This is a genomic window from Pigmentiphaga sp. GD03639, from assembly GCF_029845405.1.
GTDB lineage: Bacteria > Pseudomonadota > Gammaproteobacteria > Burkholderiales > Burkholderiaceae_B > Pigmentiphaga > Pigmentiphaga daeguensis.
Genome location: NZ_JAOCLR010000041.1, coordinates 20,869 through 41,422 on the forward strand (window position 1 = coordinate 20,869; position 20,554 = coordinate 41,422).

Consider the following 20,554-nt stretch of genomic DNA (forward strand, 5'->3'; position numbering starts at 1 on the left):
CTCGAAGATATATACAAGCTTCTTACAATGGTCGCTTTTTTTTGTATTTCCCACGCTTCGGGCTAACATGTCGTCCAGGTACAAACAGATGCAACGGATTACCTCGCGGCGAGCAATAAAGAGGCACGACATGCTAACCTTCCAGACTCTCCGTGGCCTCCCCAAAAGCGAGATCCTGACCTCTCGCAATCCCGTGTTCGAGGGATTGACGCAATTCGGCCTGTTTAGCATAGACTGCCGATGCTCTACCGGGTGCCAACCGCTTTGCCAATCACAAGTCGATGGACAATGAGCTCAGCTAGGCAAGTTGCCTCTTACGTAGTAGCTCGTTACCGCAACTAGATTGGTACAAGGTACTTTATGTTGACCAAGCTCCGCAATATCTTACTTTCTTTTTCCAGACCGCAAAAAATCGCGGTTATGGTCATCGCTGACGCTATCGCGCTCCCAGCCAGCTTAATTGCAGCTTTTTATCTCCGCCTAGGCGATGCAATAATCCTTCAAAAGTACGGAATTAGCGCACCCGTAATTATGGCGCTAGCCGCCATTCCGGTTTTTTATTTTTGCGGCCTTTATCGAACAGTCGTTCGATACATGGATATATCCATGCTCCGATCTACAGGAATCGGGCTTGCTATCATAGCAATCGGGACGTATGCGGGCTGCCTACTATTTGACCTTCCCACACCGCCGCGCAGTTCCTTGTTAATCTATTGGTTTATTGCCTTTTCTTACGTCGTCATTTCTAGGTTTGGGGCACGCAACCTCCTGCGTACGCCCTTGCGCAAACACCTCAAAGCGCCGAGAGTCGCTGTCTATGGAGCGGGCGAGGCTGGTTTTCAACTGGTTAACGCCATGCGTACCAGCCACGCGTACGCGCCGATTTGTTTCTTCGACGATGATACCCGTCTGGCTAACAAACATGTAGCCGGCCTCCGCGTGTATCCGCTTAGTCGTTTAGACGAAGTCCTACATAAGCACGAGATTCAGCAGATTGTTCTAGCAATCCCGTCCGCTTCTCCACAGCGACGGCGAACCATTGTCAATCGACTCTCTCATCTCAGCATTCCTGTGCGTACTCTGCCCACTATGGCGGAGATGGTCGAAGGCAAGATACTAGAAAGCGCAATTCGAGAGGTTCAAGTCGAAGATCTTTTGGGCCGTAAGCCAGTCCCCCCAAGAAGCGACCTATTTTCTAAGTGCGTTACGGGAAAATCTGTACTTGTTACAGGAGCGGGAGGCTCAATAGGTAGTGAGCTGTGCAGACAAATCGAATCGCAACAACCCAGCCAGCTTATTCTACTTGATCATTCAGAATACGCTCTTTATGCAATCGAACATGAATTAAAAGAGCGATTTCCCGACATCGAACTCTATGCGTATATGGGTAGCGTATGCGACATTTCACAACTAAGTCAGATCGTCCGTGAACATCAGGTCAATACAATATACCATGCAGCAGCCTATAAGCACGTACCGCTCGTAGAAAACAATATGGCAGCGGGCATACGCAATAACGTTCTGGGGACTTGGGCAGTTGCCCTCACTGCCGCTCAAAATAATATTGAAACGTGCGTGCTGATTTCTACGGACAAGGCTGTTCGCCCTCCCAATGTAATGGGCGCGACCAAACGCTGCGCTGAACTAATTTTTCAAGCCTTTTCTCTACGCCCCAATAATCGAACCACTTTTAGCATGGTTCGCTTTGGTAATGTACTAGGCTCTTCCGGCTCGGTTGTCCCATTATTTCGCAATCAAATCCAGCGCGGCGGCCCAATTACAGTTACCCACGAGGATGTTACACGCTATTTCATGCTTATTCCGGAAGCGGCCCAGCTTGTGATTCAGGCTGGGGCCATGGCCCAAGGTGGTGAAGTCTTTGTACTTGACATGGGCGATCCAGTAAGAATTATTGATCTAGCACGGACCATGGTTGAAATGTCGGGTTTAGCTGTGAAAGACACAGACAATCCGAATGGCGACATCGAGATTCAGGTCGTGGGATTACGTCCTGGGGAAAAACTTTACGAAGAGCTACTAATCGGCGGCGACACCATTCCAAGCGAACATCCGCGCATTCTTTGCTCACGCGAGCATTATTTGACTCTAGATCAACTTGAGCCAATGCTAGAACAACTTCGTATTGCGTGCACGAATGGGTCCAGCTTGGACATTCGCATAGCTCTGCAGCGACTCGTCCCAGAATATACTCCGTACTCTCTCCTTTCCGCCCGCTCGCTCCCCAAGACGGTGGAATCCCCAATCCTGGCGAAAGGAGAAGGATTAGTATCTACCGCTCAAAACTGGAAGACTGAACGCGAAACAGCTGTGGGACACGCCGCCTAATCTCGCGAACCACACATGCGACCTGGGCATAAGCATGCGTCTCAAGACAGATCGGCCTAGCTCCCCTCTTCGTTCTGATCTTCCTCGCGATTGCAAGTATGTAGCTTGCCCGCTCCGTTTTCGGCCAAAAATACTTAATCTACAGCAATTAAGTATTTCTCAATACCCTCGGACTCTGCATCTAACCCCAACCGGCCCAATTACGCCCCAATGGCCTAACATCAAAGTCGCCTTTTCACGAAGCCAAATGCTGCACCTTGTACGACGATTTTTTGACGGCCCTAGATGAAACGATTTTTTAAATTGACCTATTTTCTACTATTAATCACAATAGTTTCGAAAATAGCGGGGCTAATCAGAGAAATTGCGCTTCTAGAGCACGTCGGGATATCTTCCTCTCTTGACACATTTGTTGTTATTTACGGCATTTGCAGTTTGCTTGCAAGCGCCGTCGGGATATGCGTTGTCACCAATTTAACTCCGTTATCAAGAAAAATAGAACAAAGCGAATTTTCCACATATGCAATGCTCGACGGCATTAAAACAGGGTTTATCTTTACCACCGTTGCGTGGGTAATAAGTTTTGTATATGTAATTGCCGTTCCCGATGAAGCGAAGAGTGGCGAACAACTCGCAATTGCCGCAATCGTCCCGGCAACCGTATTCTTCTCAATAATCGCAGAATACCAAGTTGCAATATTCTTGAGTCGCAATCAGCAAACGCCCGTCATTTCGGGAAATATCATAATAACACTACCGCTTATTGCGTCGCTTCTGCTATTCAACTTAGACATCACGTCCTATGCTGTTGGGCTCGTTATTTCATTTGCTCTTCGAACGATAATTTTTGCGCGCATCGCAGTTCCAATATGGCCGAATAAAGACATCGTGCGGCTGGCGAAAAGTAGGCGGTCAATCTTCTCTACTGACCTAAGAAATACTCTAGCCGGAGGTGCGGCAATGCTCTCAATGAATCTTTGCCTATTAGCGGCGGTGCTCGCCGCTAATCAATTGGATGAGGGAGAAGCCTCATTGGTCAGTTACGGGCTTAAAATTCCACTCCTAGTCCTCACGTCTGTTTGGTTTGTTTTTGGGTCACGTTTCTTTTCCCAAATCATCTCAGCAGAAGGAAGGGGAGCAGTTCAAAAAATAGCAAAGCTAAGCCGCAACAATGCGGCTTTAGCTATTTCAATTGCCGCACTTTTATTATTCAACAAGGGCTTCCCTGAATTTAGCTCGAAAATTCTGAATGGCCAAAAATTTGAAATCCTTAAAGTGCTACCCTATAGCATCCCGCTCCTTCCTGTGGTTGTATTTATTCCTATCATAGAGATGACACAACGTACATTCGCGACGATAGGCCAACAGCGAAAAATTGAGGCTATAGCATTTAGCATTCTCATAGCCACAACTGGTGGGCTCGCCATCAGCTTGTATTTCCGAAGCGCGCTTCTTATCCTAGCAACGATCAGCGTCAGCGCAGTGGTGGGCGCACTTACATCTTTGGTAGCGCTACGTAAATATTCGTACACCAAACAAATATGAAAAGAAAAATACTCTTTGTTCGCTCTGACCTTAAGCTTGCAGGTCCAGCACGTCTAATGCTCTCCAGTGCTCATTCTCTTCGCTCTCGAGGGATTGATGTTGTCTTTGCCTCAAGCGGAGGTGAATTGATCTCAATGCTAGATCAGCAAGGGTTTAAACATGTACATATTCCAGAATTGTCGATAGAACACCGTTCTGCATTTTCAACAGCCATCGTTGCATTCAAACTCGCGTTGCTCTGTAGTCGAGAAAAATTCTCTATCATCCACACATTTAACGCTCACGCCGGAGTCGCGGCATATCCTGCTGCAAAAATCACCAGGGCGAAGATATTCAACACCGTCCTAGGAAATGGCAAAGAATTCTTCTTAAAACACGTACCATTTGAACTAGTTGCAGTCTCGCAATCAGTAAAAACCAAGCTCATTTCCTACGGAGTAGATGCATCAAAAATACGTGTCGTCTACAATTCTACTCTCGACGCAAATTTTCTTCTAAAGTCAAAGACGGATTTTGATAGGCTGACAGGACAACGCGATCAAATTACACCAATAACTTTTGTAAGTGTAGCCATGTTTACCGGCCAAAAAGGACACAAGGAAGTTGTGGACGCAGTGCGCGCGTACTACGAACTCGATCAAGCTCCACCAATTAGAGTGATCTTCGTGGGAGATGGCCCAAAGAAAAATGATATATCTGCGTACATTGCCTCCCTCGGATTAGAATCATCTTTCCAGCTAACTGGTGCGACAAGCGAAGTGTTTCGTCAACTGGACGCAGCGCATGTTTTTATCCACTTACCAGAAATGGAAACCTTCGGCATTGTCCTCGCAGAAGCTGCGGGAAGAGGCCTTCCTATCATAGCGGCAGATGTCGGGGGAATACCCGAAGTAGTAGATGATCAACAAACCGGCTATCTCGTCAATAGACTAGATAGCCAAGCCGTAGCAAGAAAAATGAGGGAACTGGCAATTGACCGAGATATGCGATTAAAGATGGGCTGGAAAGGCGCAACAAAATCCTTGGCTTGCTTCACCCAAGAAAAGATGGCTGATGACCTAATTAATCTTTATGGTTTTCTCAATTAAAAACGAAAACTATCACTGCAACAACTGAGTCCGCGGAGCTTGGATACAAATGAATCATAGACTAGGGTACAAGCGGAAAACTAGACTTTGGCTCCGGCACTATGTCGTCCCCTTCTTGATGCTATTTGCTCCGCCGCCGATAGCGGCGGCCGTATCTGCTACGTCACCAGTAATTTTCGGGTTAAGAGCGTCGGTATATCGTGAAATAGCCCCGCCTTTTATCCTCCTTACTCTGACGTCGTTATTCTCTGCAATAGCTGCATATTTATCCTCAACCCAGGGCGAAGTCATTGAGAGTACAAAATTCTTTTTAATGGGTTGCTGCTTACTAGCTGGGACCAGAATTAGAACAGACTTTCAAAATATACAACGCTTGGCGCTTCTTTTGATGTTGCTTGTAGCAAGCTGGTACCTCTTGGCGGGAGGGGAGGATTCAGAAGCAAGCAGAGGGCTTCTCTATCCACCAGATAATAACGGATCAGCGATCATTCTTTACTTCTTATCTCTGATAGTGGTCGAGAACAAGAAGCTTTTTTTCCGATTTTTAATGATGGGCCTGTTGTTTGCATTTTCTATGGCGGTTGATTCTCGAACACTGCTACTGCTTCTCCCCCTTTTGCTCCTTAGCCAGCCAATATCTCTCTCTGCCTCCAAAATACTTGCATTATTGGCCATTTCCATCATTGCATACTTTTGGGCTACAAGCGTAGAGCTTTTCGGTAACTGGTCTGATCAAGTACGTCTTGCGCTCTACTCGACCGTACTTAATTATTTCGCCTCCCACGGAATAGATTTCATAGCGGCGGGACAAACTCAGTTTATCAACACGCTTAATCACTCCCTTCCCTCTTTTGTCGCCGCTCGTCTCGAAGTCGATCATGCACATAATGCTTTTTTCCACATCCTCGGAAGTTATGGATTACTCGCATTGCTCTGCTTTATCGGAGCAATATATTCGCTTTTTAGGCAGAGCACCATTCTAAGAGATCAAGGACTGAAATTCCAAATCGTTCTTCTCTTTGCATTGATGCAGATCGAAACAGTAATCACAGACAGCCGAATTACATACGTTATTTTCCTTTTCTTCGGTCTGCAATTAGGAATGGCCATTCGCAATAAGGCGCCACGGCCCATTTTGACACACAGCAGAGAAGTTCGAGCGATTCTCTCTGAAAATGCGCCTGCTAATAGGATGTAAAAAATGACGCTAGAAAAGCAAATTATTGGCCCTAATGCAACTATTCGGGACGCACTTTCTACCCTGAATGCCGCGGCGATCAAACTATGTCTTGCTGTTGATGCGAGCGGAAAACTCACCAGAACAGTTTCCGACGGCGACATACGAAGAGCGCTCTTGAGCCAAGGCACAATGGCGACGCTCATAAGTTCACTCCCAAAGCGCCCTCCGCTAACGATTCGCCAGCCCGCAACGGATGCAGCGCTCCAGGATCTATTTAATGCACATCCTGACGTCAATGCGATTGTTATGATTGACGATAACTGTCGACCGATAGATCTGGTAAGCAGAGAGAAATATCAGCCTAATCTGCTCTTATCTCCACCACATATTGGCCTAGCAGAAATTGGGTATGTACAACAGGCGTTCGACGACAATTGGATCGCCCCCGCGGGTCCCAACTTAGAAGCATTTGAACGCGCCTTAGCTCAAGTCTCTGGCCGTAATGCGGCCCTCGCGCTGTCCTCAGGAACCGCTGCACTTCATTTAGCTCTGCGAGTTATCGGCATTAGCCCTAATGATCGCGTCTATGTCTCAGATCTGACATTTGCGGCATCCTTGCAGCCGATCCTCTACGAACGGGCGGTGCCCGTTTTGATAGATAGTGAACCGACAACCTGGAATATGTCTCCCGTGGCGTTGGCAAGGCGTTTGGAAAAAGACTCGAGGGACGGAACTTTGCCCAAAGCCATAATTGTTGTTCACCTTTATGGACAATCTGCCGACATGGCCAGTCTATTGGCTATCTCAAACCAATACAAAATTCCTCTTATAGAGGACGCAGCAGAAAGTCTCGGCGCCACATGTCAAGGCGCACCGAGCGGTTCACACGGCTTGCTAGCAGCGTACTCGTTCAATGGCAACAAGATAATAACCACGTCTGGTGGTGGGGCCTTAGTATCCGATAGCGTAGATCTCATTCAATACGCGAGAAAATTATCCACACAAGGAAGAGAGACGGCAGAGCACTATCAGCATTCGGAAGTTGCCTACAACTACCGAATGTCAAACGTTCTGGCTGGAATAGGCCTCGGACAATTAGAGCTGCTGGCAGATCGCGTAAATAAGCGTCGATTAATCTTCCAACGATATAGAGATGCGCTGTCCAATACATCTGGCATAAGTTTTCAAGCGGATCCTACAAACTCAGTAGGGAACCGTTGGCTTACAGTTATCACATTAGACCCTAATATAGTCCATAAGCACGTGTATCAATTGATGCGCTACTTGCGCGCGCATGGCATCGAAAGCAGACCTGCGTGGAAGCCAATGCATATGCAACCCCTATGTAGCGACTATGCATTAGAAACTCATTCAGAAACTGACATCGTATCTTCGCGTCTTTTTCTTCAATCGCTCTGCCTCCCATCGGGTAGCAATATGACCTGGGACGATCAAAAAAGAGTGATTACAGCCATCCAAAATTTTGCGAAGGAAACTGAATAATGTGCGGTATTTTTGGAGCCTTCACTTTCGGAACGGGCGAAGTATCCATTTCCAAATTGGATGCAATGGCACATTCCATAAGCCACCGAGGTCCTGATGCAAAAGGCCATTTTAGCGACTCAACCTGCGCCCTTGGCAACTGCAGGCTATCCATTGTTGACCTTTCTTCTGCTAGTAACCAGCCTATTTTTTCTAACGATAAAAGCATCGTAGTAGTACAAAACGGCGAAATCTATAATTACATAGAGTTAAGAGAGGAACTTCGTCGTCACGGCGCCCGTTTTGCGACGGCTGGCGATACCGAAGTGATTTTGAGGGCGTACGAAACCTGGGGGCCCCGCTTTGTTGAAAAATTGAATGGTATGTTTGCCATTGCAATCTATGATGCAACCTCCAGAACCCTCCGCCTATATAGAGACCGGTTAGGGGTTAAGCCACTCTACATTACTCAGCCGACTGCTCAGCAACCCTTATGGTTCGCGTCTGAATTGAAGGCCATCCTGGCAACGGGGTATCCAGTTCAAGTCGATCATGACGCAATAGCGCAATATTTTGCATTAAACTATATCCCGCAGCCTTATACTGCCTTTCAAGGCATTCATCATCTCCCCCCTGGCCATGTAGCTGAAATTAATGCGTCAGGCAGTATCACTCTCACCCGGTACTGGGATCTAGCGGATATATCACCTGACCTCCAAATGACAGAGGCTGAAGCCAAGGCCGGCATTATAAGTTACTTGGACGACGCAACAAGAATCAGACTTCGCTCCGACGCTCCCTTCGGCGCATTTCTTTCTGGGGGATTAGATAGCAGTTCTGTAGTTGCATTCATGAGCCTATACCAAACAGAGGCTGTCCGGAGCTTCTCGATTGGGTTTGATGATCCAGCTTACGATGAGACCCGATTTGCTCATATGGCATCTCGTCGATTTGGCACCTTGCATCAGGCAAAATCGATGGTGCCCGACACGACTCATCTTTGGCCCAGATTTATCTGGCATTGCGATCAACCTCACGGCGACGTTTCGTTTATTCCTACCGATCAAGTTTCTGCCATGGCGTCGAAAGATGTGAAAATGGTACTGACTGGAGACGGAGGAGATGAGCTCTTTGCCGGCTATGAAAAATATCTGAATTTCTTTCAAGACAAGTCACTTGACAGCTTGGAGCAAAACTGGGTTTCGCAGTACGCCAGATTTTCTGGCCTTCTGATGGAGAATCAAGCCGCTACATTGCTAGCAGGGGAACTAAAGGACGCGTTTCACGATTCAAATCCGTATCGTGCTCTAACACACGAGATGAATCGTGTTTCACATCAAGACCCGATAAATAAAGTATTATTTGGTGATACCGCAGCATTGCTCCCAGGAAACAATTTGGTGAAGCCAGATCGTATGGCTATGGCAAACTCCTTGGAAGTCAGGTCTCCTTTCCTAGATTATCGACTTGCAGAGTTCGCCTTCCGAATTCCTGGGCATATGAAGCTGGCCTCGGGAGAGACAAAGGCAATTTATAAAGCTGCGGTTGCGCCACTCCTCGGCAATGAATTGACTTATAGAAAGAAACAGATGTTTACAGTGCCGATTGGAAATTGGTTTCGAAACGAATTGGCAGACTATTGTCGGAGCATACTTCTGGACGGACGTCTTGAAGCGCGAAAATTATTTAATATTCAGGCGGTACGTGCAATGGTCGAAGCCCATCTCGCTGGCAAAGAGAACCATACACGTCAACTGCGCGCTCTAATTTCTCTTGAAATTTGGTCTCGACTATTTATTGACTCTGATCACGAAATGATCTCTAGAGCAATTGAACCGGTGCAGGGTGCATGACATGTCAGCTCGCACTCCAGAGGGGAATCAACGCGTTCGATCTTCGTCTCAGATTGGCTCGGCAGCAGCAGAAATGCAATTCTTCATGATTGTTAGCGATAGTGAAATCGCTAAATTTGTGAGTGCGAACGGAGTTCATAGACTTTTTGTTGACTTGGAATATCTCGGCAAAGACCTTCGACAAAAGAATCTTGATACATGGAAGAGCAAACAAACGCTCGATGACGTGTCGCGTATTCGCGCAGCAGTCCCCGATGCTCACCTATTAGTCCGGATTAACCCTTTGCATGAGCATACCGCTACTGAAGTCCGAGAGGTCTTAGCTCGAGGAGCTAATAGTGTCATGCTCCCGATGTTTCGTACAGCTGACGATATCGCCTATTTTCTTGATCTATTGGCAGGTCGAGCTGAGGCCGTTCCGTTGGTAGAAACACGAGATGCCTTGCAGAATTTACCAAGAATTGTTGAGACTCTTCCATTACAGAGACTTCACATCGGACTAAATGATTTACATTTAGATCTAAAGATGACGTTCATGTTTCAGCCCTTGGCGGAAGGACTGTTAGAAGAATCTGCTGCTGCTATGAGGCAATATTCAGTGAAATTTGGCATTGGAGGTCTGGCCCGAGCGGGAGAAGGGATGATCTCCCCAGAATATCTGCTCGGGGAGCATGTTCGGTTAGGTTCGGACGCAGCGATTTTGTCTCGAACTTTTCATCGAAAATCGCAGACCATTACTGAGCTTCATCGCAACATTGACTTTCCACGCGAAATAACCTTACTTCAGGAAATCTATCAAAATTACCGAAGGAAGCCATATGTGGAGCTTCAGAATAATCGAAACGAGCTTATTCAAAGAATTCAGAAAATCTGCATAGAGAGCATGCAAAGAAAGGAAAAAGGCCATGAACTCTGAACCAATGATCAAGCTCGGAGGACGACAAGTTGGGGCGAATCAACCAACTTATATCATTGCAGAAATAGGAGTGAATCATAATGGCAGTGTCGACCTGGCACATCGCTTGATTGACGCCGCAAAGGAGGCTGGGGCAGATGCCGTCAAATTCCAGACGTTTCGGACAGAAGATTTAATACTACAAGGCACCGGCAAGGCTGCCTATCAAACCGAAACCACAGGTGCCGGTAGTCAGTACGAAATGCTCAAAGGTCTCGAATTACCGTTCGAGGCCTTTAAAGAACTGAAGGAACATTGCATCACGGTTGACATTGATTTCATGTCTACCGCATTCGATCCGCTGAGTCTTGATTTTGTAGCCTCTCTCTCTCCAACGTGCTTGAAATGGCCTTCGGGAGAAATTACTAACTTGCCCCTTCTCCGACAAGCGGCAAAAACCAAGCTACCAGTTCTCCTTTCTACAGGAATGGGAAGCATTAAAGAAATCGCTACAGCCGTAGAACAGTTGCCAAACAATGATATTGTGATTCTGCAATGCGTATCCAATTATCCAGCACGTCTTGAGGACCAGAACCTGCGGGTGTTACCAGCACTGCAAGCCGCATTCGGTTGTCCTGTTGGGTTTTCTGATCATACAATCGGTCCATATGCCGCATTAGCCGCACGCTCACTAGGAATGTCTGTTCTCGAAAAACACTTTACTCTAGATCAGGGATTGCCCGGCCCCGATCATCGCGCGTCCATAGAACCAAAAGATTTTCGCCACATGGTTGATATTTTGCGAAAACTCGAATTAGGCCTAGGAGATGGAATAAAGCGCGCGGTCGTCGACGAGCAGCAAATTAAATCTGTAGCTCGAAAGAGTCTAGTCTACCGACACGATCTAGCTCCAGGGCATATCCTGACCGAAGAAGACCTATGCGCGAAACGGCCTGGTACAGGCGTAAGCCCTGACAAGATTGATCTAATAGTCGGCCTTCCTCTCACCAGGGCGGTACGGTCAAATACATTGTTGGAGTTGGCAGATGTCCGATAAGGAGACGATTTGCCTATTCGGCGCCGGGGGGCATGGAAAAGTAGTAGCCTCTCAGCTAAGCAGAAAAAAAGATTGCCAATTACTATTTGGAGACGCAGGGATTCCCATTGGCAGTTCGGTAATTGGGATTCCCGTGGTTTATTCGACCATCGACACGAGTATCGCTGCGAGCGTCCTAATTACCATAGGAGCCAACGACATTCGAGAACGACTTCAAACTGAAGCACAGGCAATCGGTTTGAATTTATCTTATTTTATTGCGGAACCCGAGCGGTATTTTTCTGATACTCCTGGGGCAGGAAGCATGATCCTTGCAGGAGCTTTGATAAACCGTGACAGTCGGATCGGAAAAGGTGTGATAGTCAATAGCGGCGCTATTGTTGAACACGATTGCGAAGTAGGAGATTTTTCCCATCTTGCCCCTGGTAGCGTAATTGCCGGAGGCGTGCGTTTAGGTCGAGCCGTTCTGCTTGGTGCAAACGCCACAATTCTACCATCCGTTGTTGTGGCGGATAAAACAGTTATTGGTGCAGGCGCTGTTGTTACAGAGGATATCCTCGTACCAGGAGTATATATAGGAGCTCCTGCACGTCGCGTTCCTTCTAACTGCCGGCCCTAGAAAGACGAACGAAAGCCATGTTAATTCATTACCTCAGTGGCAGTAGAGCTGATTTTGGTCTTATGTCTGCTTGTCTTCACACAATAAATAAAAGCAAGCGACATAACATCCAAATAGTTGCGACCGGGCAACACATGCTTTCAAAATACGGCTCAACAATTGACGAAATACGTGCGGAAAAGTTTGAAATTGCTGCTGAAATCCCGGTACATTTAACCGGGGCTAGTGGCGCCGAAATGGCTTTGGCCTTAGCTACAGAGTTGAAAGGGCTTATCCATTGCTGGGAAAAAAACCGACCGGACATGATCTTGCTTCTGGGAGATCGAGGTGAAATGCTTGCTGGAGCACTTGCGGCTGTCCATCTCGGAATACATATTGGCCATATTCACGGAGGCGAGCGGTCCGGTACCCTAGATGAAAGTTTTCGCCATGCAATATCCAAGTTAAGCCATTTTCACTTTCCAGCGACCATCGAGTCTGCTGAACGTTTGGTACGGATGGGAGAAAATTCCGACCATATATATGTTATTGGCGCACCGGGGCTTGTGGGTATCACCTCTCTGGCCGGAGACTGTGATCGAAAGACTGTGGCAAGACAGTTCAACCTTCCTGAGGATAGGCCAATTGCCCTTGTGATTTACCACCCGGTAGTTCAAGAAGCGGAGCATTCAGCGGAGCATATCAAGGCAATACTCGAGGCATCCACGATGAACGGGCTTTCGCAGATCATCTTGAGGCCCAACTCCGATGCTGGCGGTCAAGCAATAGACAAATTCCTTGACAGCATAAACTCTCAACCTAATGTTCGAGTATTGGCTCATTTGCCACGGACTGATTACTGTAAGACACTGGCAGGAGTAGACTTACTTATAGGCAATACCTCTTCCGGAATCATCGAATCGGGCACTTTTGGGACACCTTTTGTAAATGTGGGCAATAGGCAAAACAATCGGCAGCGGAACTTGGCTAATACTTTTGACTGTTCTGACGTCAACGTGAGTGCTATTAACGCCGCGATAGTTCATGCTCTTCACTCCTCGCCGGAACAGAAGAACGTGTACGGGGATGGGACCGCCGACGCCCGCCTTCTCGCTGCCCTAGATCATATATCATTGCAACCCGAGATTTTGCTCAAATGCAACGCATACTAATGGTAGCGGAACTGTATGCACACTGCGGGAATTAAGAAACCATTTAAACCACTATTGGCATCGTACGGTGGGGGGCATGCGCAAATTATAGCTGCGCTTACTCATGCTTTAATTGCCCGCGGGGCTGAGCCGTATCTTGTGGGTTTCACTACAGCACGAGATTTCTTTACCAAGAATGGCTTGAGCCCAAATTCGATTCTTTGCATGGAAAATCCCGATACCGAGGTTTACTCCGGCATAATTCCATATTTGAGTTCATTTTTACAAGATCAGCAACACCCAAATATTCTTCCACGAGAAACCGAAGCATATTTTAAAATTGGTTTTTTTGATCTCGTCCGCGAGCACGGATTTCTAGAAGCAAGAAAACTTTTGGACAGCCTTGGCAGGAAGGCCTTCAAGCCGGTACGTGCGATGGAGGAATTCCTTACTCGGACCGCTCCGGATTGCGTAGTTACTACTACTAGCCCTCGTTTCGAACATGCACTCTTAAAGGCCGCTAGGAGATTAGGCATTCCTTCAATTGCGGTTTCTGATCTTTTTTTGCTAAACGAGCGAGAATGGATTCTTGAGGGGGGTTATGCTGAACACCTGACTGTACTAAATAGGCAGGTCGCAGACGATCTTTACAATGCCGGATTGCGTGGAACAGAAATCCATATTACAGGGAATCCAGCATTCGACTCCTTGAGCCCGCTCCCCGAGGATCAGAAAAGGCGTGCGGAACTTCGTACACAGCTGAAGATTGGCAAAAACAGCAAACTTATTCTTTGGCCATCCCCAGCGGTAACGTCAACCCCCCTTTATTCGAAACAGCTTCTATCTCCATCTCAAGTCTCGGCTGCATTCGAGGAACTGTGTGCTGACCAGCCGAGCTTCTCATATATGCTTCGCCCCCATCCTAATGCTCCCTACAGCTTGCCAGCTGGAGCCGAGAAAGGTTTTCTTGACCCCGGGTTTTCTCCTCGCGACGCTCTTGTGATCTCCGATATTGTATGTGTCGAACTGAGCACAATGGGACTACAGGCGGCTCTTTATGGATTACCTGTAATATGTGTGGGCTTTGCCAAAGAAGCCGTCTATCCTCAATATGGCTTAGCGAAGGCCGCGTCGTCCATAAAAGAAGCCATAGCAATACTAAAAGCGAAGGCCTATAGCTCCCCTCTTCGGAGTGAGGATATGCCAGAACCGGGAACCGCTACGCAAGCCATTGTAGATCTCATTTATGAGATTGGTACGAGATAGAGTTTACGGGCCTTGTATAAACCATGGAACATGTCTTAGTTTGGGGCTACGGCTCCATCGGCCAGCGACATTCTCGCATATTGAATAGCCTGTCCTGCAGTGTCGGAGTAGTTTCTACGCGAAACATTGAGGTTCCGCGAGCATATAAAAATATTCAACAAGCGCTTGACGAGCATGCACCCTCTTATGTGATCATTTCAAACGCCACAGCATCTCACATTGAATCAATAGAGACTTTAGCCAGTCTCAATTTCAAGGGAAAGGTACTCGTAGAAAAACCTCTGTCGACTCATCCGACAATAATTCCCCAAAATGAATTTTCCGCCTTTGCAGTAGCCTACAATCTTCGCTTTCATCCGCTGTTGGCAGCAATGCGCGAAAAACTCCTTGCGGACCGGCTAGTCAGTCTCTCGATAGCCTGCGGTCAACTGCTATCGACGTGGCGCGCGGATCGAGATTATCGATCCACTTACTCAGCGAGCGTCGAGAACGGAGGCGGAGTATTGCGAGATTTGAGCCATGAGCTAGATTATTTGAGTTGGATTGCTGGCCCTTGGAAGCGCTTAACTGCGCTTGGGGGAAACTACGGGGTGCTTAATATCACAGCAGATGAGTCTTGGTCTATTCTAATAGAACTTGAGTCCGGGGCAGAGGTAGTTGTACGCCTAAATTACTTAGATCAACCTCCTCGCCGGGAGATTGTAGCGACCACAGAGCGCTCCACGCTAAAGGCTGATTTTATTTCTTGCGAACTAATGGATTCATTCGACGTTCATTCCATGCAAGTCGACAGAGACTACACATATGAGCAAATGCACCGAGCAATGCTTGCGAATGACATGAGTACCATCTGTAGTGTTGAAGAGGCAGTCAGCGTAAATAGGTTGATCGCAGCTATCGAACAGGCAGCGACACAAGGAGTCTGGGTAAAAAATGACCACTAGAATATGTACTATTTGTGCCCGCGGAGGCTCAAAAGGCGTCCCGGGCAAGAATATTCGAAGTATTTGCGGAAAACCCTTAATTGCATGGACAATTGAGCAAGCAAGGAAATCACAACTTTTTGATCTTATCGCGGTGAGCAGTGATTCTCCTCTCGTTTTGGACGTCGCACGGCAGAACGGGGCAGATTACTGTGTCCAACGACCAGTTGAGTTAGCTAGCGACACTGCGGGCAAGTTGCCAGCCATTCGGCATTGCGTAGAGCAAAGCGAGGGTTTTCTAGGCAAAACCGCTGACTTAATTATTGATTTAGACGTTACTTCACCACTGCGCCTCACTACAGATATTATTGAAGCTGTTCAGCTTTTGGAGAAAAGTAGGGTCACAAACGTGATCACCGGGGCTAGAGCTAGACGTTCGCCATATTTTAATCTTGTCGAAAAATCTCCTTCCGGCCACGTCATACTATCAAAGCGACTTGCTCAACCTATCCTACGTAGGCAGGATGCACCAGCATGTTTTGATATGAATGCTTCCATATATGTTTGGAAACGTGATGCTTTCATGATGAAGCCTCAAGTTTTCTACGAAGATACAACCATTTATGAGATGCCGGAGCATCGCTCCATAGATATAGATTCGGAGCTTGATTTCGAGATTGTCGAAATGCTGATGAAGAAGCAATTACCGAAGGAATAAGAATGATTCCCTCCATACAAGCGAATTGGAGCCGAAACTCCTTTATTCTTCGCAACAAAGTCGCCGTAGTTACTGGAGCGACAGGGATATTGGGACGTTGGTTTTGCGCAGCGCTGGCAGATCATGGAGCTGATATAGCTCTGGTTGACCAAAGCAAAGATGTTATTGAGATGGCTGCCTGGCTTAGCTCTCAGTTTTCAGTCAATGTGCGTGGTTACGAGCGTGATATTTCAAGTATTGAAGGCCTTTCTATTCTCGCAGACGAAATTGAGGCTGAACTCGGCCCTGTAGATATTCTTCACAACAACGCTGCTACGAAGGGTAGCAATTTAGATGAATTCTTTAGTCCAGTGGCTCAATTCTCCCTAGAGACATGGAGAGAGATTATGAGTGTAAATTTGGACGCAGCGTTCTTCGTAGCACGTGAGTTCGGAACGAGAATGGCAGCTCGGGGCTCAGGCTCCATCATTCAAACAGCATCGATCTATGGAATTATGGGTCCCGATCAGAGGATTTACGAAGGATCTCGCTACAACGGCCGCCCTATTAACACCCCGCCGGTTTATAGTGCATCGAAGGCAGGAATTGTTGGATTAACAAAATATCTTGCCACGTATTGGGGAAAAGAGGGTGTGAGAGTTAATACACTTACACCGGGCGGTGTTTCTAGCGGACAGAACAAAATTTTCGAGGATCGGTATAGCGCTCGAGTTCCATTAGGTAGAATGGCGCAGCCCGCAGAAATGGTCGGAGCACTGATTTTTTTAGCGTCGGATGCCTCCCGTTACGTTACTGGTCAGAATATTGTTATTGATGGCGGCCTCAGCGCTTGGTAGTTTTTTTAAAAAATGATGTAATATCATGACCTTCGAGAAACGTATATGTTTTTCTTTGACATAATTTTTTCTTTCACCAAGAGACTGAGATATTGGCATTCTTGCGATCGCATCGGCCCTGATGTCCCTTTGACTCATTGGAAGCTTTATTTTCCTACTCTTGGGAGAAAATTAGCACAAGCAAAGTTAAAGGCATTTGGGAGTGGCAGCGAAATTCGCCCATATGCTTATCTAGTCAACACTAACTATATTAGCATCGGTAAAAACGTTACAATAAGACCGAATACAATGTTAATGGCCGCATCTTTCGCACCTATAGACATTGGTGATGACGTCCTAATTGGCAGTGGAGTTCATCTGATAAGCTCAAATCATAACTTTGATAAAGTAGGTACCCTTATCTCAGAACAAGGTCATGATCAAGATAGGGCCGGCATCTCCATTGCTAGCAATGTTTGGATAGGTGCTAACGCTATCGTTTTGGCTGGCACAAAAATAGGACACCATGCAGTTATTGCAGCGGCAAGTGTAGTTACTAAGGATGTGCCTCCATATTCTGTAGTTGGAGGCATTCCTGCGCGCATTCTACGGAATATCGAGCATTCGAGTGCGCAACTTAGTTAGCCTCTTCTTTTTTAGACCATGATGATAGACAAAATTTTAATTCGCTTCGCCGATATTTTATTATCCTTACTCGGCTTAGTTGTTCTTTTTATCCCGATGTTGGTCATCGGCCTATTTATTTGGCTTGAAGATCGCGGCCCTATTTTTTTTCGCCAAGCCAGAGTTGGACAGAACTCCAAAATATTTAAGATTTATAAATTTCGCTCGATGCGTATAGAGCCCCAAACTTATCAAGGCACAGTCACGACGCTTACAAGAGAAGAAATGCTAGCAGCTCGGGCACGCTTCAAGACAACTCGTGACAACGATCCCAGAATTACGAGGATGGGAAAGCTTCTACGGGCATCTCATCTCGATGAAATGCCTCAATTGTTGAATGTTTTGCAAGGCAACATGTCATTGGTCGGAGTCAGGCCAGATACACCTGTGCAAGAAGTCGATTATTCTCCAGAGTATTGGCAGCGACGGCACCAACTCAGACCAGGCATCACAGGGCTTGCACAGCTCAAATCAGACACAGCAACTCTTGATAAACGTACTGAGTTAGAATTGCTTTGGCTTGACAGGCCGAGCTTTGTTATCTATATCAAAACACTCACCCTTACCTTTTTAAAGGTACTTAAGCGGACGGGGAACTAGGTATAGCCTTCATACCGCAATGAACCCAATCGCAGTTTAATTTTTTGGCCCCAGACCAATCAGCATCCATCGAGAAGCCAATGCAGAGTAAACTAGAGTCGCCCCAGCATACTCTCCTTCTTGCCCTCCGATTTTTACTGATCCACTAGGGATAATTGCCGTTTCGCCGTTAACAAGCTCAATACCGGCGACTCCAACAGCCAGAGGCATTAAATACAAAATAGCACCTTCTGGAGGCTGTATTTCTCGGGCTAGATTCTGAACTTTACCAAGAGTACATTTTGTTACTCCATCAGTTTTGGCGCCTGACACCCCCACCGCTAACACAGTAGTTCGTCCCTGCAGAAAAAGAGGGATACTGTAACCATCGCTATCAGCAACAATGCGCTGCACTCCGTAATCTATTCCTTTCGCAAGCCCTTCGTTATTCCTTAGTTGCAATGTAGTCTCATATATCAATTCCGCTCCATTGCGTAAAACTAGTGGGCGACTAACTTCAGAGCGGTTTGCTGATGCGAGATAAGATTTCGCACCATCGAGCCTAATTACACCACCGAACATGGTTATCGTTTTTGACCAAGCGCTAGCGGACAAACGAATCTCTCCACCACGGCTAATGACATTTCCAGCTATATCCACATAAGCGCCATTAACCGTACCCCCGGGGTCGACTAGCAAGTCGCCTAAAACAGTGGTTCGTTTAGTTTCTCTACCCGTTAGATTTAGTTTTCCAGTGGATGCAACCAAGGTTGTGCCTGTGAATTTCGCTCCGGTAACTAGATCACAGTTGCCTGCGACGAGGGCCTTCCCAATATTGCTTTCACCCTGTACAGCTGCGATTGAAACTCCGCTACCTGCATATACGATAAGATCATAGCTTGTCGCGCCGGTAAAGCTACAGTCGATCGCTTCAACAAATCCACCAGCTTCACAAACAACCCCCATTGGTAACGAACTCGACTCTATGGCTACTCGCCTAATATGAACATATGCATTGCGATGTGATGTAAGAAGAGCTCCCACGTTATTTTTTTCTGTTGATCTCACTGTAAGGTCTTCCAACGCGATTTCCGTGCCGGCGGAGATATATGGCCCGTATACATATCCGGCCGAAGGGTTTGGCTCAATAAACGTTTTTGCTACCCCCTGCCCTCTTATTACAACCATACCTATCAAGAAATCTCCTTTCTGAGCTGTTCGAGCACTGGTCACCTTTCCCTGAGGATAAAAAATAGAGGGACGGGGCATAGAATCCACGGGGCGGCTCGATTTGTTATAGACACCCTCAGCAAGAACTATGGTTTGCTGGTGCCGAATTATCGCTGGTAGACTATCAAAAGCACGTTGTAGCGTAGCAAAAGGGTAGCGCGCGGAAAGGCCGTGATTTTTAATATCATCGCCGATAGATGCGTCAACATATATGGTTGCAGGGCCGTGGGTTTCTGCGGTATCCACGTAGACTACCTGCCCGTCCACGCTCCACGCCCCAGGCCCGCTATGCGGAATATTGAGTCGCGGAAAATTACCCTTCACTCGGTAGAATTTTCCTGGATAATAAACTGCCGTTGGATTTGCTGCATATAATTCATTTAATGCAGCTGTATTATCGATTTCATCTACATCTCCCCCTGAATAATCCTCTGGAGTAGCAGGAAGATCCAAAAGCCTACTTTGTACACTCCGGGTTATTGCCCCAACACCGTTTCGCTTCAGGGTCCCCAAACTTTGTGGGCTTAAACCCTCTTGAAGAGTCGACCTGTCTTGCGCAGAGCTCTGGGACGCAATTCCACCAGCCGCAGAGATCGCAGCGGTGAATCGGGAAAGAAAACTGCGTCGTTTCATGTTTTTCGTATCCATAGATTCACCGTAATGAATTCACCGGCAAAAGGGACCCGAACTATTACTTATTCTGCCGGCATTACATAGACTTGAATGCGGTTTAAAAGTTTCCAACCATCATAAGCAGGACAGACTTTAAGTCGTACCAAGCTTTTCATCCATATTACTAACCTTAAGGTAGTAAAAGGGAACTCGAGTAAAGGAATGGCAAATATGAGGGTAACTAAGACGGACCATCGAGCTCTTAAAACGGGTCGAGACCCCCATCAGGAAGGCCGGGGGTTGACGCTAACGCAACCTATCGGCCCGGCGGTCTAGTACAAACGGGGCACCAAAGCCGACAGATGGAGCGGTCGGAAGCTCGACGGCTACGCAGCTTAGAAAGGAAAAGTAGCTAGCACAGACAGATGTCGGCGGAAAAGCACGTCTGATACATTTCCCACTACTCTAGTGCAGTGCAATGCCACGAAATCAAGGATTGTCCAGGCAAATTTAACCCATTACCTATGACTGC

17 protein-coding genes are annotated in these 20,554 nt (G+C 47.0%); 16 read left to right on the forward strand and 1 reads right to left on the reverse strand.

The features are described from left to right. Positions 1 to 360 precede the first annotated feature (360 nt). The 16 genes from N5K27_RS26420 to N5K27_RS26495 all read left to right on the forward strand — a co-directional run bounded on the left by N5K27_RS26420 (position 361) and on the right by N5K27_RS26495 (position 18,201). Complete coding sequence (locus N5K27_RS26420; RefSeq protein WP_279820417.1) at positions 361 to 2,346, forward strand: nucleoside-diphosphate sugar epimerase/dehydratase; 1,986 nt, start codon at positions 361 to 363, stop codon at positions 2,344 to 2,346. Between the two features lie 285 nt (positions 2,347 to 2,631). Next, positions 2,632 to 3,891, forward strand: a complete 1,260-nt coding sequence (locus tag N5K27_RS26425; RefSeq protein ID WP_279820420.1) for a hypothetical protein — start codon at positions 2,632 to 2,634, stop codon at positions 3,889 to 3,891. Beyond that, a complete protein-coding gene (locus N5K27_RS26430) occupies positions 3,888 to 4,979 on the forward strand; it encodes a glycosyltransferase (protein WP_279820422.1) in 1,092 nt (363 codons plus the stop codon). The genes N5K27_RS26425 and N5K27_RS26430 overlap by 4 nt, the downstream gene beginning before the upstream one ends. Before the next feature lie 388 nt (positions 4,980 to 5,367). Then, positions 5,368 to 6,177 (forward strand): hypothetical protein, encoded by an 810-nt coding sequence (locus N5K27_RS26435; protein WP_279820425.1) that lies wholly within the window; start codon positions 5,368 to 5,370, stop codon positions 6,175 to 6,177. Positions 6,178 to 6,180: 3 nt separating this feature from the next. Next, positions 6,181 to 7,662, forward strand: a complete 1,482-nt coding sequence (locus N5K27_RS26440) for an aminotransferase class I/II-fold pyridoxal phosphate-dependent enzyme (protein WP_279820428.1) — start codon at positions 6,181 to 6,183, stop codon at positions 7,660 to 7,662. Further along, positions 7,662 to 9,494 (forward strand): asparagine synthase (glutamine-hydrolyzing), encoded by a 1,833-nt coding sequence (asnB, locus tag N5K27_RS26445; protein ID WP_279820430.1) that lies wholly within the window; start codon positions 7,662 to 7,664, stop codon positions 9,492 to 9,494. The genes N5K27_RS26440 and asnB overlap by 1 nt, the downstream gene beginning before the upstream one ends. A 1-nt stretch (position 9,495) precedes the next feature. Beyond that, positions 9,496 to 10,410 (forward strand): aldolase/citrate lyase family protein, encoded by a 915-nt coding sequence (locus N5K27_RS26450; protein ID WP_279820432.1) that lies wholly within the window; start codon positions 9,496 to 9,498, stop codon positions 10,408 to 10,410. Beyond that, the gene (locus N5K27_RS26455) at positions 10,400 to 11,446 is read left to right on the forward strand and encodes an N-acetylneuraminate synthase family protein (RefSeq protein WP_279820435.1); all 1,047 of its coding nucleotides are present in this window, start codon (positions 10,400 to 10,402) and stop codon (positions 11,444 to 11,446) included. The genes N5K27_RS26450 and N5K27_RS26455 overlap by 11 nt, the downstream gene beginning before the upstream one ends. Continuing rightward, positions 11,436 to 12,065, forward strand: coding sequence for a NeuD/PglB/VioB family sugar acetyltransferase (locus N5K27_RS26460; RefSeq protein ID WP_279820438.1), 630 nt, complete (start codon positions 11,436 to 11,438; stop codon positions 12,063 to 12,065). The genes N5K27_RS26455 and N5K27_RS26460 overlap by 11 nt, the downstream gene beginning before the upstream one ends. A gap of 17 nt (positions 12,066 to 12,082) precedes the next feature. Then, positions 12,083 to 13,216, forward strand: coding sequence for a UDP-N-acetylglucosamine 2-epimerase (neuC, locus tag N5K27_RS26465; protein ID WP_279820441.1), 1,134 nt, complete (start codon positions 12,083 to 12,085; stop codon positions 13,214 to 13,216). A 204-nt stretch (positions 13,217 to 13,420) separates the two neighbouring features. Continuing rightward, positions 13,421 to 14,461: a hypothetical protein gene (locus tag N5K27_RS26470; RefSeq protein WP_279820444.1), complete on the forward strand. Its 1,041-nt coding sequence runs from the start codon at positions 13,421 to 13,423 to the stop codon at positions 14,459 to 14,461. 23 nt (positions 14,462 to 14,484) lie between these two features. Beyond that, on the forward strand, positions 14,485 to 15,405 hold the full coding sequence (locus N5K27_RS26475; protein WP_279820447.1) for a Gfo/Idh/MocA family oxidoreductase: 921 nt from the start codon (positions 14,485 to 14,487) through the stop codon (positions 15,403 to 15,405). Beyond that, positions 15,395 to 16,102 (forward strand): acylneuraminate cytidylyltransferase family protein, encoded by a 708-nt coding sequence (locus N5K27_RS26480; protein WP_279820450.1) that lies wholly within the window; start codon positions 15,395 to 15,397, stop codon positions 16,100 to 16,102. Before N5K27_RS26475 ends, N5K27_RS26480 begins: the two co-directional genes overlap by 11 nt. 2 nt (positions 16,103 to 16,104) lie before the next feature. Continuing rightward, on the forward strand, positions 16,105 to 16,938 hold the full coding sequence (locus N5K27_RS26485; protein ID WP_279820453.1) for an SDR family oxidoreductase: 834 nt from the start codon (positions 16,105 to 16,107) through the stop codon (positions 16,936 to 16,938). A 45-nt stretch (positions 16,939 to 16,983) separates the two neighbouring features. Further along, entirely contained in the window at positions 16,984 to 17,562 is a 579-nt protein-coding gene (locus tag N5K27_RS26490) for an acyltransferase (RefSeq protein WP_279820456.1), read from the forward strand. Positions 17,563 to 17,580: 18 nt separating this feature from the next. Beyond that, on the forward strand, positions 17,581 to 18,201 hold the full coding sequence (locus N5K27_RS26495) for a sugar transferase (RefSeq protein WP_279820458.1): 621 nt from the start codon (positions 17,581 to 17,583) through the stop codon (positions 18,199 to 18,201). A 36-nt stretch (positions 18,202 to 18,237) separates the two neighbouring features. Here N5K27_RS26495 and N5K27_RS26500 read toward each other — a convergent pair whose 3' ends face one another. Then, on the reverse strand, positions 18,238 to 20,043 hold the full coding sequence (locus N5K27_RS26500) for a hypothetical protein (protein ID WP_279820460.1): 1,806 nt from the start codon (positions 20,041 to 20,043) through the stop codon (positions 18,238 to 18,240). Between the last annotated feature and the right edge of the window lie 511 nt (positions 20,044 to 20,554).